Source organism: Microcystis sp. LE19-195.1E, assembly GCF_027532095.1.
Lineage (GTDB): Bacteria > Cyanobacteriota > Cyanobacteriia > Cyanobacteriales > Microcystaceae > Microcystis > Microcystis aeruginosa.
This window is the reverse complement of the sequence record NZ_JAPZSZ010000121.1, coordinates 1-16,405: the sequence shown is the minus strand read 5'-3', so window position 1 is coordinate 16,405 and position 16,405 is coordinate 1. Positions and strand designations below refer to the sequence as shown.

The 16,405-nt window shown below is 42.9% G+C and carries 16 protein-coding genes; 11 read left to right on the top strand and 5 right to left on the bottom strand.

Features of this window, described 5'->3' with window-relative positions; genetic code table 11:
- Window positions 1-16 precede the first annotated feature (16 nt).
- Window positions 17-193: a hypothetical protein gene (locus O9300_RS07320; RefSeq protein WP_002801627.1), complete on the top strand. Its 177-nt coding sequence runs from the start codon at window positions 17-19 to the stop codon at window positions 191-193.
- A 172-nt stretch (window positions 194-365) separates the two neighbouring features.
- A complete protein-coding gene (locus tag O9300_RS07315; RefSeq protein WP_287970971.1) occupies window positions 366-2,438 on the top strand; it encodes an AAA family ATPase in 2,073 nt (690 codons plus the stop codon).
- Between the two features lie 29 nt (window positions 2,439-2,467).
- Here the strand turns inward: O9300_RS07315 and O9300_RS07310 are convergent, their stop codons facing one another.
- Together O9300_RS07310 and O9300_RS07305 are read right to left on the bottom strand one after the other, a co-directional pair.
- Window positions 2,468-4,705: an FUSC family protein gene (locus O9300_RS07310; RefSeq protein WP_287970968.1), complete on the bottom strand. Its 2,238-nt coding sequence runs from the start codon at window positions 4,703-4,705 to the stop codon at window positions 2,468-2,470.
- 215 nt (window positions 4,706-4,920) lie between these two features.
- Window positions 4,921-6,366, bottom strand: coding sequence for an Ig-like domain-containing domain (locus O9300_RS07305; protein WP_287970965.1), 1,446 nt, complete (start codon window positions 6,364-6,366; stop codon window positions 4,921-4,923).
- Window positions 6,367-7,127: 761 nt separating this feature from the next.
- Between O9300_RS07305 and O9300_RS07300 the strand changes: the two genes are divergently transcribed.
- Window positions 7,128-7,355, top strand: a complete 228-nt coding sequence (locus tag O9300_RS07300; RefSeq protein ID WP_002761217.1) for a DNA-directed RNA polymerase subunit omega — start codon at window positions 7,128-7,130, stop codon at window positions 7,353-7,355.
- Between the two features lie 246 nt (window positions 7,356-7,601).
- Here O9300_RS07300 and O9300_RS07295 read toward each other — a convergent pair whose 3' ends face one another.
- Window positions 7,602-8,279, bottom strand: coding sequence for a DUF3782 domain-containing protein (locus tag O9300_RS07295; protein ID WP_287970962.1), 678 nt, complete (start codon window positions 8,277-8,279; stop codon window positions 7,602-7,604).
- 201 nt (window positions 8,280-8,480) lie between these two features.
- Here O9300_RS07295 and O9300_RS07290 point away from each other — a divergent pair, with 201 nt between their 5' ends.
- The 4 genes from O9300_RS07290 (at window position 8,481) to O9300_RS07275 (ending at window position 10,564) form a co-directional block, all read left to right on the top strand.
- Window positions 8,481-9,269, top strand: a complete 789-nt coding sequence (locus O9300_RS07290) for a PEP-CTERM sorting domain-containing protein (protein WP_287970961.1) — start codon at window positions 8,481-8,483, stop codon at window positions 9,267-9,269.
- 107 nt (window positions 9,270-9,376) lie between these two features.
- Window positions 9,377-9,592, top strand: a complete 216-nt coding sequence (locus O9300_RS07285; RefSeq protein ID WP_044034854.1) for a hypothetical protein — start codon at window positions 9,377-9,379, stop codon at window positions 9,590-9,592.
- A 3-nt stretch (window positions 9,593-9,595) separates the two neighbouring features.
- Entirely contained in the window at window positions 9,596-9,943 is a 348-nt protein-coding gene (locus tag O9300_RS07280) for a type II toxin-antitoxin system PemK/MazF family toxin (RefSeq protein ID WP_002790184.1), read from the top strand.
- A gap of 198 nt (window positions 9,944-10,141) precedes the next feature.
- A complete protein-coding gene (locus O9300_RS07275) occupies window positions 10,142-10,564 on the top strand; it encodes a SufE family protein (RefSeq protein WP_046663438.1) in 423 nt (140 codons plus the stop codon).
- A 4-nt stretch (window positions 10,565-10,568) separates the two neighbouring features.
- Here O9300_RS07275 and O9300_RS07270 read toward each other — a convergent pair whose 3' ends face one another.
- Complete coding sequence (locus O9300_RS07270; RefSeq protein WP_287970958.1) at window positions 10,569-11,120, bottom strand: ferric uptake regulation protein; 552 nt, start codon at window positions 11,118-11,120, stop codon at window positions 10,569-10,571.
- A gap of 105 nt (window positions 11,121-11,225) precedes the next feature.
- Between O9300_RS07270 and O9300_RS07265 the strand changes: the two genes are divergently transcribed.
- On the top strand, window positions 11,226-12,491 hold the full coding sequence (locus O9300_RS07265) for a DnaJ domain-containing protein (protein WP_287970956.1): 1,266 nt from the start codon (window positions 11,226-11,228) through the stop codon (window positions 12,489-12,491).
- On the opposite strand, the gene O9300_RS07260 is transcribed toward O9300_RS07265, so the two are convergent.
- Entirely contained in the window at window positions 12,444-13,058 is a 615-nt protein-coding gene (locus O9300_RS07260) for a molybdenum cofactor guanylyltransferase (protein WP_287970992.1), read from the bottom strand. The genes O9300_RS07265 and O9300_RS07260 overlap by 48 nt on opposite strands.
- A 264-nt stretch (window positions 13,059-13,322) precedes the next feature.
- Between O9300_RS07260 and O9300_RS07255 the strand changes: the two genes are divergently transcribed.
- From O9300_RS07255 to O9300_RS07245, 3 genes are read left to right on the top strand one after another with little or no spacing between them, the layout of a single operon-like run.
- Window positions 13,323-14,462, top strand: coding sequence for a DegT/DnrJ/EryC1/StrS family aminotransferase (locus O9300_RS07255; RefSeq protein WP_287970955.1), 1,140 nt, complete (start codon window positions 13,323-13,325; stop codon window positions 14,460-14,462).
- A 37-nt stretch (window positions 14,463-14,499) separates the two neighbouring features.
- A complete protein-coding gene (gene crtB, locus O9300_RS07250) occupies window positions 14,500-15,405 on the top strand; it encodes a cyanoexosortase B (RefSeq protein ID WP_287970953.1) in 906 nt (301 codons plus the stop codon).
- Window positions 15,398-16,144, top strand: a complete 747-nt coding sequence (locus O9300_RS07245; RefSeq protein WP_287970951.1) for a cyanoexosortase B system-associated protein — start codon at window positions 15,398-15,400, stop codon at window positions 16,142-16,144. Before crtB ends, O9300_RS07245 begins: the two co-directional genes overlap by 8 nt.
- Window positions 16,145-16,405: the final 261 nt, after the last annotated feature.

The window sequence follows — 16,405 nt, the reverse complement described above, 5'->3', positions numbered from 1 at the left end:
TCCCCACTCCTGTCCTATGATTGATCCTGATAATAATCTGCAAAATATTCAAGAACCAATTTTAAGCGCTCCTGAAGATGTGCGAAAAATCATCGATCGAGTTTTAAAATTGGAAAGAGATAAGTTATACCAGCGCAATCCTCGCAATATCAATGATGATGTTTTAACGATTATTAAAGAAGTAATCCAATAATTAGCTTTTAGCTATCAGGAGTCAGGAGATAGGGTGATAGGGTTTTGGGGTGATAGGGTGATAGGGATTTAGGGGTTTAGGGAAATTTCCTCCAAATGCTCCACTTCCCCCCGCAACGCGCACGAAGTGGTCTCCCCACTTCCCCACCTCCCCACTTCCCCTCTATATAAATATGAAACTACTATCAATAAAGTTATGTAATTTTCGCCAATTTTATGGTAAGACTCCTGAGATACATTTAGCGGCAAGTTCTCGCAATACAACGGTAATTTATGGCAATAATGGAGCGGGAAAAACAACCATTTTAAATGCTTGTACCTGGGTACTTTATGAAAAATTTACAGCAGCTTTTGCCGAACCAGAGTTATTAGTTAATAAACGGGCAATTACCGAAGTAACAACGGGAACCTCCCTAGAATGTTCCGCAGAAGTAAACTTTGAACATGAAAATAAACGCTATCAGGTAAAACGAAAATTTTTCGCCTACCAAGATGTAAATAGTAAAATTAAATACGGTTCAAATAGTTTATATATGCTCTACGCTGGTGATGATGGCAATTGGTACACACCCAATCAACCACCAGAGGATATTATTAATCAAATTTTACCCGAAAGTTTACACCGTTATTTCTTTTTTGATGGGGAATATATCGATCATCAATTTCGCAGTAGTAGCCAAGGTAAAATCGCCGAGGATACAAAGGAATTATTGGGAGTTAAAGTATTAGATCGAGCGATCGAGCATTTAAAAAAAGCTAAGAAATCTTTACAAGATGAGCTTAAAGATTTAGGAGAATCGGATTTAAAAAAGTTATTGAAACAGGAAAGTAAAATCGAGCAGGATTTCGAGAAATTAAAACAGCGTCAGCAGGATATTATTAACCAGTTATCCCAGCAGGAAGAATTAAAAAAAGCCGTGACTAATCGCTTATTAGAGTTAAGTGGTGCCGAGGAATTAAAACAGTTAAAAGAAAAATTAGAACAACAGGAAAGAAATCTGCGGCAAGATTTAGTCAGAACTAAGGATAAGTTAAAGAAATTAATTTCCCAGCAAGCTTATCAAGTCTTTTTAAAAGAAATTAATCAAAATTTTCAGCAATTAATCGATCGCCTACGACAACAAGGGGAATTACCCAGTGGTATCAAACAGCAATTTGTCCAACAATTATTAGAGCGGAAAAAATGTATTTGTGGCCAGGAATTACAGGAGAATAGCCAAGCTTATTTACAGGTACAAGATTGGATGAATAAAGCAGGAATGGCCGATGTGGAAGAAGCGGCCATTCGCTTATCTTCCACAGTCAAAGAAATAGATAAAAGGGTCTTAGATTTTTGGCAAGAAGTGGATAATTATCAAGCTAATATTCACCAGTGGCGCTTAGAATTATCTTTAGTAGAATCAGAATTAGATGAAGTTCGGGATAAATTTCGCCATTATCCCGATGAAGATATTAAAAATCTGCAATCTCACTTAGATGCGATCGAGGATTCCCTAAAAGATTTACGCTTGGAACAGGGCAGCAATAAAAATCAACTAGATATCTATGAGAAAGAGTTAGAATCCCTGCAAAAACAGGTACAAAAACAGCAACAAAAAGAGGAAAAATATAATTTAGGACAACGACGTAGTTTAGCGACTCAAGAGGCAATTAATCGCATTAGTGAGGTAAGACAGAGATTAGAAAATCAGTTTCGTTTGTCCTTAGAAAAACGGGTACAGGAAATCTTTAACTCAATTTCTTTTACTCCCTATATTCCCCGTATTAGTCCCGATTACGAGGTAAGACTATTAGAAAATACGACAGGATTCGCCATTCCCGTGGCAGCTTCCACCGGAGAAAATCAGATTCTCAGTTTATCTTTTATCGGGGGAATTATCGATCGAGTGCGAGAATGGAGTCAGAAAAATACTTTGATGGGAATTGATAGCAGCACTTTTCCTCTGGTGATGGATTCCCCTTTTGGTAGTCTTGATCATATCTATCGTCGGCAAGTTGCGATCGCTATTCCTAAATTAGCCAATCAGTTAATTGTTTTAGTGACAAAAACTCAATGGAGAGGAGAAGTAGAAACCGAGATTTCTCCCTATATTGGTAAAGAATATGTGTTAGTTTATAATTCTCCGAAAGCGGATTGTCAAGAGGATTTAATTAATCTTCATGGTGTTGATTATTCTCTAGTGAAACGCAGTCCTAATAATTTTGAATATACGGAAATTATCGAAGTTAATCGATTTTCCTCCTGACTGCTAAATTCTCTTGTCATAACTAAATTTTAACTTCTAATAAAACGATCGATTGCTGTGTTCATTACCCCCACACGACTGGATAATTCCACAAGTTCCGTGGTGACAATATTATAATCCCCTAAATATTTATGGAGATTAGTTCCCTCTTTTTGATGGGCAATTTCTACTAACCTTTCCTCTCGCAATTCTTGCAAATGATCGAGGACTTCTTCTAAAGTATCTTCGAGGGGAGGTAAGGGAAGAGGAGGATTATTTGTTTGCAAAGCTTGGGTTAATTGCGTCAAAGCTTGGGTTATTTGTTGCGTGAACAGACTGAGATTAGGATGGGGAGGACTACCGCGATATTGTTCCAATTCCGTCAATAAAACTGTCACCCCGCGACCAAAACGAGGAATATAATTACTTAAAGTGATTGCCGGTTCCATTTGTGGAAAGGGTGTGCTAGGATCATCAATTAATCTTTGTAGGGCCGTTTGCATAGTTGTATTTGCTCGTCGAGCTTTATTGCGATGGGAAGATAAAATTGCAGTTTGATAGGATGATTCTCCTAAATAAACTGCCATAACTGACTGAAAATATATTTGATTAGCTTCTAATGCTTTAATGGCAGCGAGGGAAAAACGTTCATCTTCATTAACCCGTAAAAAACCGAAGGAAAGTACAAAAGCTAAAGCACTACCAATTAAAGTATAAACTATTCTGATATACTCTAAATTAATCCCGTCATTGCTGGCATCGAGACGACTGATAATTAAAGCAAAAATTGTGATAAAAAATACGGCCAAACTATAGTGAAATCGCACCAAGGCTAAAGCGATCGCTATAGAAATCACTCCAATAATTTCTAACCAGATCGGATTATCTATAATTGGCAACAGTGCCAAAACAAAAAACGAGCCTAAAATCGTGCCAAACACCCGATTTAAAAAGCGTTGAAAAGTCAAGCTAAAATCTGGTTTTAACACAATAACTAAGGTTAAACCAATCCAAAAACTATGGGTAATTCCTAGCTTATGGTAAATCAAGACTCCTAGCGCACTTCCCAAACCCAAGCGTAAACCATGGCGAAATAGGGGCGATTCTAGATTAAAATTAGCTCTTAATGGTTCCCACCAAGCTTTTTCTTGACTGTACTCTTTTTCTATCCCTTCAAAGTTCCGCTGCCGGGGATTTTTTTTATCGGAAAAGTTCTCGCTTTGCCGCAAATGTTGCGCTGTTTCACTGGCTATTTTTAGCTGTTTAAATAATTTTTTTAAACGATTATTTAATTGCGAAATTGCCACATAACTGGTATAATCATCCTGGGCATTTTCTAAAACTTTAGCTTGCAGGTTTTTTTGTTGCTCGATCGCCTTGAGTAATAGCTGCAAGCGCTCACAATCCGGTTGTTTATTTCTACCCAAAATTAACCAGGCAATATCTTCGCTAATTTCCGCCACTTGCACGAGAATATCTTCTAATAAAATACCCACCGTGGTCAGTTGTGGCAAGGGATGAAGATGAAGCAATTCTCGCAGCGCAATTAAGCTGGTATTAATGCGATCGCTATCTTCAATCAAGACGATTAACAATTCCCGCAGCTCACTTTTTCCCCAACGTCCCCGACGCGTCAAGGTGACAGTTTTCCTCGAACGTAGCAACAGCTGGCGGATTTTGTCAAAATATGGCTCCTCATTAGCATTAGAACGAGAGTGTAAGGGCAAAGAGCGGAGATAGGTGGCGACACCCTGAAAATTTTCCGCCGTTACCTGACGTAAAGGCTGATTAGGGCGAAAAGGCCAGATAAACAGGGCTAAAAAAATTGTCCATCCCCCTCCCAACACAGCGATTCCGGCCCGTTGTAAAGCGACGACAATATCTCCCGATGGCAAAGAAACAGCAAAAAGCAGCAATAAACTAATTACTACCCCAGCTAACGCCCCATTTTCCCCGTAAACTGTCAAATAACCCGCTAGAAACAACCCGCAAAAAACTATCACCACGGTCAATCCTAGCCAAGCACTGGCTAATGTACCGATAATCAAAGCTAGAGCCATCCCAATAGTCGTAGCGACCAGGGTTTTCGCTCTCAGGCAGTAAAGCCCCCCCACATCGGCTAAAATCAAGGTTTGAGCCGCTAAACCGACCATTAACCCCAATTCTGACTGATCTAAAATATCACCGATAATAATCGGTACCGCGAGCGCCAATAAAGTCCGAATCCCCCGCTCGATCTCGATATCGCCACTAGGACGCAATAAAAAAGCAAATCGCTGAACTAGCATATAGCACTTATCTTAATGGTGAGGTATGAGGTTTTCGTTTTCGGGAGTCAGTATTCTCCGAGTCACCTGATTAGGTAACGATTTCTCTTCTGTCTCCTGACTTGAAAGAGGGTGTAGGGTGTGGGGTGTGGGGTGTGGGGAAGGAAACCTCTTTCATCTGTGGGGGTGAAAATTTTTTCATCGGGACTGACTCCTAACTCCTTAATTCTGCCGTATTAGGGCAGCCAACGGGGTTTAAAACCGGCGTTGAGTTCTTGAGGTAAAATTTTCGGGGTGCTATTGGGACTGAATTGATCCGGGAGTGGTAATAACCAGAGACGACCATCGGCAATGCTCGACCCCTCCCCGGTGACTAAATCATTTCTGACTCCAAAGGGTGTGGTTGCTAACTGATCAAATAATAAGGCCACGCCATCGGGAGACATACTCATCTGCACGTCACGATAATTAGGCAAGGCCAGCAGGGGCATCATTTTACCCGTTTTTAGCTCAATAATCCCTAAAAATGGTTCTTCTTTCACTTTGCCATCGCTGCCCATGACCAGATCGCTTTTCAGACAGTAAAGGGTTTTTTCCTGTCGCGGTTCAAATTCACAGCTAATAATCGGATTAGCTGTTCTTAATAGTAGTCTTGACTCTCCCTGATCGTTGAGCAAAAATAGCGATCGCTGATTATCCGGTTCTGATTTCACCATTAATTTTTGGCGACCATCCCGGGAAAAAGCGAGTATTTTCTCGTAGGTAGGCAAAAATTGCGGTTTTCCCGCTTGGACATCCAAAGGAATCACCGCTACCCCTCCCGTTTGACTGACAACCGCTTTTTTACCGTCGGGAGATAGTAAAAAATTATCCCCTTGTATTCCTAACGGTCGCGATTGTCCATCATCCCTGATTACCCATAAACTGGCATCCCCCGGATTACCGTGATTAATTCTCTGCACGATTAGGGTTTTGCCGTTATCTGAGAGATCAAAGCGAAGATTTTGATAGGTTTTCGCATCTAAAAACCTTTTTATACGACCACTGGGCAAATTTTGACCATGTTCGTCATGATTTAAACCCGTGGTAATCGTGTAAAGTTGCTGTTTCGGGGTGTCTCGTCCTAAGTCAGATCGATCGAAGGCCGAGAATAAAATTCTCTCCCCCCTCGGATAGATTTGAAAATCCGTGACCACCAGATCCGCAGGGGTAAGGATGGTTTTTTTCAGTTCTGTGACGTTATTTGCCCCCTGAATGATATTACAGACGATTAAACGGCCTCTTTCCTCTTGGTTGACTCCAATATAGGCAAAAGCTCGATCGTGGGTGTAAAATTCCCCGATAAAGTCCTCACCTTGAGCAATGGGTAACTTTACTTGATATTTTTTGCCGTAGATGGGCAATTCCGTCAAGGTATAGGTCAAGCGATCGCCAGACCAGCTAATTTTACCCGGCAAGGGAGGATCGATCACCAGTCCGGTTTCTATGTCGGAACGGTCAATCGGTCGATTAAAACTTAAAGTAAAATAATTGTCCCTAACGCCGATTTTTCGTCCTTGCCAGCTAAAATTCTCCCCTCGGGTAGGAACTTGATTTCCCTGGATCAAAATCGACGATATCCCGGCAATTAAGGCCAAAATAGTCGCTAACACTAAGCGCTCGAACCAAGCTAATCTTTTCATCAGTTATCAGTTATCAGTTATCAGTTATCAGGAGTCAGTCAGGAGTCAGTCAGGAGGCAATAGGCAATAGGCAATAGGCAATAGGCAATAGGCAATAGGCAATAGGCAATAGGCAATAGGCAATAGGCAATAGGCAATAGGCAATAGGCAATAGGCAATAGGCAATAGGCAGCTTTATTCTCCCCACACCCCACACCCCACACCCCACACCCTACACCCCACACCCCACACCCTACACCCTACACCCCACACCCCACTTTCTTATCAGCTTTAGTAATGATTGTCATCGGTTTTTTCAATCGAATAAATAAAAACGCCCCCAAAAAGGAAGCGTTTTTTAACTTATCATGAGGACTTAGCAAAATGTGTGCAGAGTTAGAATGCGGATGTTGGATGGGGATCCAGCATCTGTTTATTTTTAACCATTGATTGCCGCTGCCGTCAAGGCCATGGGGATAGCATCACCGGAAGCTAAATCGAGGGGGAAGTTATACGTTCAAGTGTATTTACAGCCCCGGCAATGGTGTCCCTTTTTTGGGTTTATTTATTTCAAAAATTATCTCTTTATTTGTATATTTTTAAACTTGTATAAAATTGATTTAAGTTTTGTAAAAAGTAGTTGACAAAATCCGATCGAGATCAAGGATAACCCTATCCTTAAGGTGGACAAAATATGGTAAGGTGGACTGAGTAATAAAACTTATCACTAACCTATTATCAGTGACAAGTGCCAAATTCACCAGAGAAGGCTAAATATAACTATGTCCAAACGGTTTAAATTCGACTCCTCCGAGATGATTTATCTCACCGATAAACTGATGAATGCGGCCAGCAATCGTTACTCGATCGTCGTGCAAGTCGCTAGACGGGCCAAACGCGTCCGCTACGATACCGTAGAAAATATCGATGACCCGATGATTAAACCCGTCCAACGGGCCTTGATGGAAATGACCGACGAATTAACCGAACCGGAATTATTACGCGATTAATCCCCTAAAATTGCCTGGAACCCACCCTTACATTTCATCGGGGTTGATACCCAGTGATCTTAGTCTTTCCGCTAGTCGTTGGGCTTTTTGTTCCGCTTCCTCTTTGGCTAAACGTTCTTGCTGGGCGAGCGCCGCAGCTGCCCTCGCCCTTTCCTCTGCGGTTAAATAGCGATTTCCCGATACTGGGAAGAAGGCGATTTTTATTGTAGGAAAGGTTAACCATAGCGATTGTTTTGACTAGGGAAATTACCAAGTATTCGGTTGAAAGTCGGCATCATTAATAATGGCCACCGTATCCCCAGAGGGTTTAATCACAAATAGACCTTTTTTATAAGCGTATCGATCGATCCCCTCGTTGATTTCAATTCCCGCCACCGCACCGTAAGCTTGATAGTTTTTATAATGGGGAAAAGCGATTTTAAAACGGGTCAATTTTTCAATAAATTCATCCACATCATCTTTAGATAATCTAGATTTACATTCCACCACCACGAGATCGGTATCATCTACCGCTAGAATATCAATTTCCATGGCGATGCCCTGACGTTTGACTCTAGCGCGGGGATAAACTTCTTTAATATCGATGCCTTTTTCCTGAAAAAGCCGTAAAACCGCCGGTTCTACTAATTCTTCCACAAATCGACCCCAGCGAGTGGTGAGACTATCTACCGCTTTGCTGGTTCGTTCAACCGTCCGTTTCAGTTCTGTCATCGAGCGGTCGCTTTCTAGCTTAGATTCGGCCAGGAGGTTCTCTATTTCGACTCTATGGCGATCATATTCCGCCTTGGATTCGGCAACCAGGCGATCATATTCCGCCTTGGATTGGGCAGCCCGGCGATCATATTCCTCAGCCCGGCGATCATATTCCTCGGCGGAAGCGCGGAATAGCTGGTAAATATCCTCAAGAGTTACCGGTTCACTCATAGACTTACCTCTAAAACACCCCTGATCATTTTAGCGATTCCGTCGAGAAGCCGGACGAGAGCCAGAGAGCAAAACGGAAAGAAATATTAAGAATTATGTAAAAGACTTGACAAATGTGCGGGGGGGGGTACGATTTTTCTGGAATTTACTTGGTTCCAAAACTTGCATAATCCTTACAACGCTCAAAGAGCTTGATTTTAGATGAAACTAACGATTATGGGCATTTTATCTGGGGTTGCCTTTGCGACTCTGGGCATCTCTGGCATTGCAGAAGCTTTTCAACTGATTCCTTCTGGTCTTAGTCCTGGTAATCAGTATCGCTTGGTATTTGTTACGGATGGCACGATTCAAGCAACAAGCACTGACATAAATACCTACAACACCTTTGTTGACAATGAGGCGCACACCTCAACAATATTAAATGACGCTTTTACGAATGTAGGAATCGACCCTGCTAGTATTACTTGGAAGGTGATCGGTTCGACAGCTAGTGTGAATGCGATCGACAATACCTCAACCAATACAGTTGACACGAGTGTCCCTATCTATGGTCTAGATGGCAAACTGATCGCCTTCGGTAACTCCGACCTGTGGGATGGCGATATCTGTCCCCATATACCAGCGGCTGGCATCATTTGTCATGATGGTGGTATTTCGATGTCGCAATCTGGTCATTATTTATTCGGTGATGTGTGGACGGGGACTTTATCTTCGGGAGTTGCTTGGTCGGAACCTAATTTAGGTCCACTTGGGTCGGTACCAGTAACTATCGGATCGAGCTATGGAACGAACGTAACTTGGATTCGTTATGGGAGCGATTTTGGTCCAGGGTTTAACGGTCCGGTAGCATTCCGCCCTTTGTACGGAATCTCTTCGGTGCTGACGGTTCCCACCCCGACTGCGACCACTCCAGAACCTTCTAGCCTTCTCGGTTTTATCACCTTGGGCGGATTAATGCTAGGGGGTACCGTCCGCAAAGCCCGCAAGTAATGCCCACAAGGGAGAGGAGGCGAGGGTTTCCTCTCTCGAAGCGGAGGTTTTCGATACTTTATTTGGTATCATCAAGTAAGAGAAGCTTGATTTATGTTGGTACAGAAATGATGAATCAAAAAATTACTGCTATTTTCAATGGAGAAGCTTTTTATCCTACTGAAACCTTTAATCTTAAGCCGAATACTAAAGTAAAATTGACAATAGAAACTCAATTAATTGATGAAGAGCAATTGCAAATAATGGCAGATGATCTGGATATTTTAGGAGAAATCGCTACCATTAATCAGGAGTTTATGGTCTCTGAAATGGACGGTTTGTAGAAAATGACTATCGCAAGAGGTGAAATTTATTTCGTTAATCTTAACCCGATTCAAGGAAAAGAGCAAGCAGGAACTAGACCAGTTTTAGTATTATCTATTGATGTGATCAATCAGTTACCCTTAGTGGTGATGGTAGTGGTGGGGACGAAAGGAGAAAATATTCGCCAAGATTATCCGACTAATGTTCGCGTTTCGACTGATGAAAGTGGGCTTCCTTTAGAAACAGTCTTTCTTGGTTTTCAAATTCGTTCAATTGATAAAAATCGCTTCCCCTCGGCACCAGTTGGGAAACTATCCGAAGAAAAAATGCAAGAAATTGAAACGGCAGTCCGGTATTGCCTAGGATTGTAAGGAGATTTTATATTTTTGGTACGGCGTTTATCCATAGCTCCTGCAAGCGTGGCGTTTGATTGATGCCAATTCTAGCAGATAGCCTCCAGACCCTCTGACCAAGGCAGTCCTAGCACCGATAACCACAGCGCTCAACTTCCGCGAGAATGCTAATATAAAAAAGCTATTGGCTAATTTTTTCTTATTTTAACTCGCAATATGCTCCCGTCTAATCTCGATCGCATCGTCGAACGCCTCAAACGCCGTACCGATCCTAAGCAAAAATACGAACAATTACTAGCTTTTGCTAAAAAACTAGAACCAATACCAGAATCTGCCAAAATACCCGCTAATAAAGTTCATGGCTGTGTATCCCAAGTTTATATCACTGCCGACCTCGAAAATGGCCAGGTTTGGTACAAAGGGGATTCCGACGCGCAATTAGTCAAGGGTTTAGTTGCTTTGTTAATCGAGGGTTTAAATGGACTGACTCCCACGGAAATCCTGCAAGTCACCCCGGATTTTATCGAAGAAACCGGCTTAAAAGTCAGTCTTACCCCTTCCCGCGCCAACGGATTTTATAATATTTTCCAATTAATGCAGAAAAAAGCTCTCGGTTTTCAGTTGGGAATGTCCGCTTAGATGCCTAGTTTTCCGGTTCTGGCTCCTTTGATTCGGGAATCTCGCAGTTTTGGAAACGAGTATCCACCAGCGAACGCGTACAGCCCCAATTACTCGGTATTCCCGACGGCCAACCCATCCGCAAAGCTTCCGGACAGATGGCCATCACCGTTAACTGACAGTCAATTAACTGAAAACCCTCTTTCTCACACTGTTTGAGACTGTGTTTGAGAATGGAATCATTGTTAAATTCGATGGTTTTATTGCACTGAATACAGACCAAATGATGATGGTGGTGGGGATAGGGTTGATTGAGTTCGTAGTGTTTATGACCTTCGGCCAATTCCAACTCCCGCAAAATTCCCATCCGCGACATCAGTTTAACACTGCGGTAAATCGTCGATAAACTAATTCCCTCCCCCTGTTTGTCCAGTAATTCCTGCAATTCTTCGGCACTGAGATGATTGCCTTTCGGTAAATTCTGGAAAACGTGCAGAATTTTCTCTCGCTGGGGAGTTAAGCGCCACCCCCGCGCGTTGAGTTCCGCTTTCAGGGAGGAAGCAGTGTAGGCAGACATAAGCGATCAACTCTCAATAAAAGCTATTTAATTGACAATGATAGTCGTTTCGGCGAGCCATTGGCAACAATTTTCAGTAGTTGAAAATTACCCCCGCATTCGAGTATGAAAAATTACTATGAAATCCTGCAAATTCCCCGTCATGCCAGTAATAATCAGATAAAAGCCGCTTTTCGTCGTCTGGCCCGGCAATATCATCCCGATTATAATCCCAATGATCCAGAGGCAGTGACAAAATTTCGGGAAATTGAACAAGCTTATCGGGTTTTGAGCGATAAAGAGAAAAGAAAAGAGTATGACCGCAGTTTATCCCCAGAAATACCCACTTTTAACCGCAGTGCCGAGGATTTTTATCAACAGGGATGGCACTACGCTCAGGAGAAAAATTATCAACTAGCGATCGCATTTTACCAGCAAGCGATCGCAATTAATCCGCAATTTTGGCAGGCCTATCTGCAACGGGCGGAAGTTTACTACCATAATCAGCAGGATCGGCAAGTTTTAAGCGATTGTCGCCAAGTTTTGCAGTTAAAACCCGATTGTTCCCAAGCTTACTATTACCTCGGTTTATCCCGTCAACGACTCGGTTACACCCAATCCTCCCTAGAAGCTTACCGTCAAGCAATCGCCATTGACCCAGATAACCCCCAATTCTATTATCAAAGAGGATTGGCTCTAGAGGAACTCTCGGAACTGCCGGCAGCACGAAAAGATTTCCAAATAGCGGCCAATAAATTTAAGCAACAGGGAAATTTTCGCCGCTATCATGCCATTGCAAATAAATTAAGAGACCCTCAGAAAAGTTATCGACAACGGCAATCGATCAAGTGGTCAAAAACTCTTTTTATTGTTTTTAATTTGCTGAAAATATCTTGCTCATCTTTGCTCAAACCCAAGACAGGTCTAGCAGAGGCTTTTTTAAAGCTTAACCGTAATCAGGCTTTGGCTACGGGTGTATTGGCAGCAATCATCAGCAGTTTTTTCATCGCTTTTACTTGGCAAAACTGGACAGTTAAATCTGATTTTTTGCTGTTATTAGGCTGGGCAGTATTTCCTTTTATTATTCTGACTTTATCTAGTTGGTTAGGCAGAAAATTAAGTAATAAATATGGTAGTCTCACTGGCGATATATTTTTAGGTGGCTTGATAATTTTGCCCTTTTCCATCGTCATTTTGCTCACTTCCTATTTATCCATAAATGGCGATATTGTCGGCGCAATTATCGGTGTAACTGGCGGTTATCTAACCGGAATTCTCTACTATGGTTATCGCCATTTATCCAATATTTCTTCGCCGATCTCTTTACTTTTAGTCCCTTTTGTGCTAGGGTTTCTTACTGTCAACATCTGGGGAGTTTATTATTATCTCTAAATCTTCCGGGGTATTACAGTTAAATAAAATCTCGGAATTATCGATGATTAAGTCCTCCACCACGGAGACATTTAACCATTTTTGAAAAGAAGTTCCCCCTTGCTGAATATAAGTCTGCAAAGATTCTAAACAACGACGATGATAGAAACCACAGAGAGGCTCCCAACGAGAGCCGCACCGGGGAACCAAAGCGATGGCATTTTCTGGTACAGTGGCTAATAATCTTGACCATTCTTGCATAATTGGGGGCGTTAGTAAAGGTAAATCGCAAGCGAGCAATAAAACCCAATCGGTTGATACAAAAGTTAATCCCAAGGCAAAGGCCAATAAAGGCCCCCTAGTGGGGAGAGGTTCCCTAATTATCCGGCAGCATGGGGGAATGATAAGTTCATAACGTTCCGGCCAAGGCGTAATCACAGACACTTGTACTGCACAATCTTGGGCAATTAAACAAGTATTCTCTAGAAAAGAGACACCCTGAAAAGATAATAAGGCTTTATCTTCTCCCATCCTGGAACTTTGCCCACCAGCCAGAATTAACGCCGTTAAAGCGGGAAAATCACTCATAATAACCAGTTCTATCGGACAAATACCATGATTAATCACGATCTTTTCGGCGATCGCAAATTAGACCAAATCCGTTTTTAATAGTAGGATTAACTCCCAATCTAACTTTAAAAACCCAATTGCAGGATTAAGGATAAACCACAGAGGCACAAAGGACACGGAGAAGAAGACAGAAAGGACAAGAGAGCCTACTAATCTAGCCAAGTTGCTCAAATCTATGCTAGTCTCTTGACAATTAATAATGTCTCCATAAACAAGCACTAGATGAATTCCCATTTAATCAAAGTTCCCTTTGTCGATTTAACTTGGCAAAATCAGCCCCTACAAGCAAAAATTACCGAGGCAATCCAAACAGTTATCGACCGGGGAGATTTTGTTTTAGGCCAAGCTTTAGCCGAATTTGAAACCGCCTTCGCCCAAGCTTGCGGAGTCGAGTATGCTGTGGGAGTAGCTTCTGGCACGGCTGCTCTTGCCCTGGCTTTACAAGCTTACGGCATCGGTGCCGGGGATGAAGTGCTAGTCCCCGCTAATACCTTTGTCGCTACCCTCATGGGTGTTATTCAAGCGGGGGCCAAACCGATTTTAGTTGATTGTCACCTCGATACGGCCTTAATTGACCTCGCGGCGGCTGCCCAAAGAATTACCCCCAACACCCGCGCCATTCTCCCCGTACACCTGTACGGACAGATGGTATCACCCCAACAATTACAGGATTTTGCCCGCAGCTATAATCTGATTATCTTTGAAGATGCGGCCCAGGCCCATTTAGCCAGTAGAGAAGGTTATCGCGCCGGCAGTGTCGGTGTGGCGGCGGGGTTTAGTTTTTATCCCAGTAAAAATTTGGGTGCTTTTGGCAATGGCGGAATGTTAGTGAGCAATGATCCAGAAATTAGCCAAAAAGCCCGCAGTTTAAGAAATTATGGCGCCCCGAGCAAGTATTTCCACACCGATATCGGCACTAATAGCCGTTTGGATAGCATACAAGCCGCCATTTTAAACATTAAATTACCCCATCTGGAAGGCTGGAATCGCTCCCGTCAGCGAGCGGCAAGACAATACGACAGGCTTTTGGCTCCTTTAGCCGATCAAGGTATTTTACCCGTACGAGACGAAACCGAGACCGGTCATGTCTATCATCTCTACGTTATTCGCATCCTCCCCCATTGTCCCGTTGAGCGCCAACAACTACAAGAACAATTAACTGCCGTCGGTATTCAAACCGGCATTCATTATCCGATTCCTTGTCATCTGCAACCGGCCTATCGCTACCTCGGTTATCAACAGGGAGACTTTCCTAATGCAGAGATTCTCTGTGAAGAAATTGTCTCTCTCCCCATGTACCCCGGTATCAGCGAGGAGCAGATTGAAATCGTGGTTGAACAGATCACTGCGATCATCGGGTAACATAAATTCAGAATTTGTCACTAAATCGCTCCGTCCTATGGGTATTAGTCCTTCCCTATCCCCCGTCTCCCACAAAAATCGGCAATCTTGGCTGATGATCGGTTTCTTGGCGGTTATCTATGGTCCGGTGATCTTTCACTGGTACGATGGTTGGCTGAATAAATCGATCGGCATCGAACACGAATACTTTAGCCACGGCTTGATCGGCCTTCCCTACGCCGCCTATATTGTCTGGCAGAATCGCAAAAAATGGCAACGCCTCGAAGATCGCTCCCACCCTCTAGGAGCGTTTTTGTTAACCCTAGGAGCGATTTTTTATCTCCTCGGTTCCTCCCTTTGGGTTAGTATGTCTTTTCCGATTATTTTAGCAGGAATCTGTCTCTGGTTAAAAGGAACAGAAGGTTTTAAATTGCAAGGATTTCCCCTACTTTTAACAGCCTTAGCGACCCCTAATCCTATCCCCTACCTGATTGCTCCCTATACCCTACCCCTACAGGTTTTTATTGCCGCTTGCGCTGGTTTTATTCTCCAGCAAGCCGGCTTAGATGTCTCCGTTGACGGTATCTATGTAGCGGTAGAAGGTAGGATGGTGGAAGTCGCTCCCTACTGTGCGGGGCTGAAAATGTTATTCACCAGTCTTTACGTCACCCTCCTGCTGCTCCATTGGACTGATACCATCGAAAACGGTCGTAAAACCCGCTTTATGCTCCTCAGTGCCTTTGGAATTAGTGTCGGGGCTAATATTATTCGTAACGCGCTTTTAGCTTGGTTTCACGGCACGGGACAAGAGGAAAACTTTAAATTACTCCACGATAGCTGGGGGGGTGATTTATACTCCGTCTTTATGTTATTACTGATCCTTTTGGTCTTCCAAATCATGCAGTATCGCGAGGCGGTTAAGAAAAAGTCCCTAGCTCAAGAGGAAGGTAACCAGGATGATTAGTCAAAAAATTCCAGCCGAGGTAACTTTAGTGTTAGATAAAGTCAAAAAAAAGCTCCCGGGTAATTATTTACTGCTGTTGTGCCTGCTGCTGCTATTGATTTTAGGCGGTATCTTGCCCAATTTAATTTCTGGCCAGTGGTCTTGGGTGGAGCAACCGAGAATCGGTAATATTCAGAAAATGCGAGTCCTACAAGAATCGGGAATCAAGTTCTCTGACCTGAAAACCATCGACCAGAGCCAAGGAGAAATCGGTGAGGGAAAATGGTCGGTACAAGTGGTGGAAACTCCTGAAGGCAAGAGGATCACCGTGCTTTTAAAGCCACAGATATACTATAAAAATCAACCAGGATTAGAATGGTCGGATATCACTTCGATTAGTCGTTGGAATCAGGGGGAAACAACCGAGCTATTAATCCCCACCCAGTCGGGAGGAAAGGCCACGGCTCGATTCTATCGTGCCTGGACACAAAACACCTTTGCCGTGGTGCAATGGTATGCTTGGCTAGGTGGTGGTCATTACGATCCCTCGGTGTGGTATTGGCTTGACCAATGGGCGCAATTAAAAAGACAGAGAGTACCCTGGATAGCCGTTTCCTTGGTGATTCCCTTAGAACCGACGAAAGAACTGCAAACTCTCACTCCCTTTGCTCTCAATCTCGCCAAGGAAGTTCAAAGTAACTTAGAACAAAATGTCTTAAGTCAATTAACTTCTCTGCCTGAGACCAAAAAAGAAAAGTAGTTTTTCTGCTCCCAACTATCTGTTTAAAAAAAACTAGCTCAAGGCACTTTTCTAGTCCTTAATAGCTTCTTTGTTCCGCTCCCACTAGATAACTCTCAGAAAATAAATTGATATATCTGTTTGACATCCTCGCCGCCGTAAAACGGACGGCGATTCCCAAACCTCACGATTTAGGTTTCTGCTTCTTTCCCTTGCGGGGTTCCGCACCTGCCTTAACAGATTTACTCTGTTCTGTGGTCTTATGGTCGCTCTACAGACTGA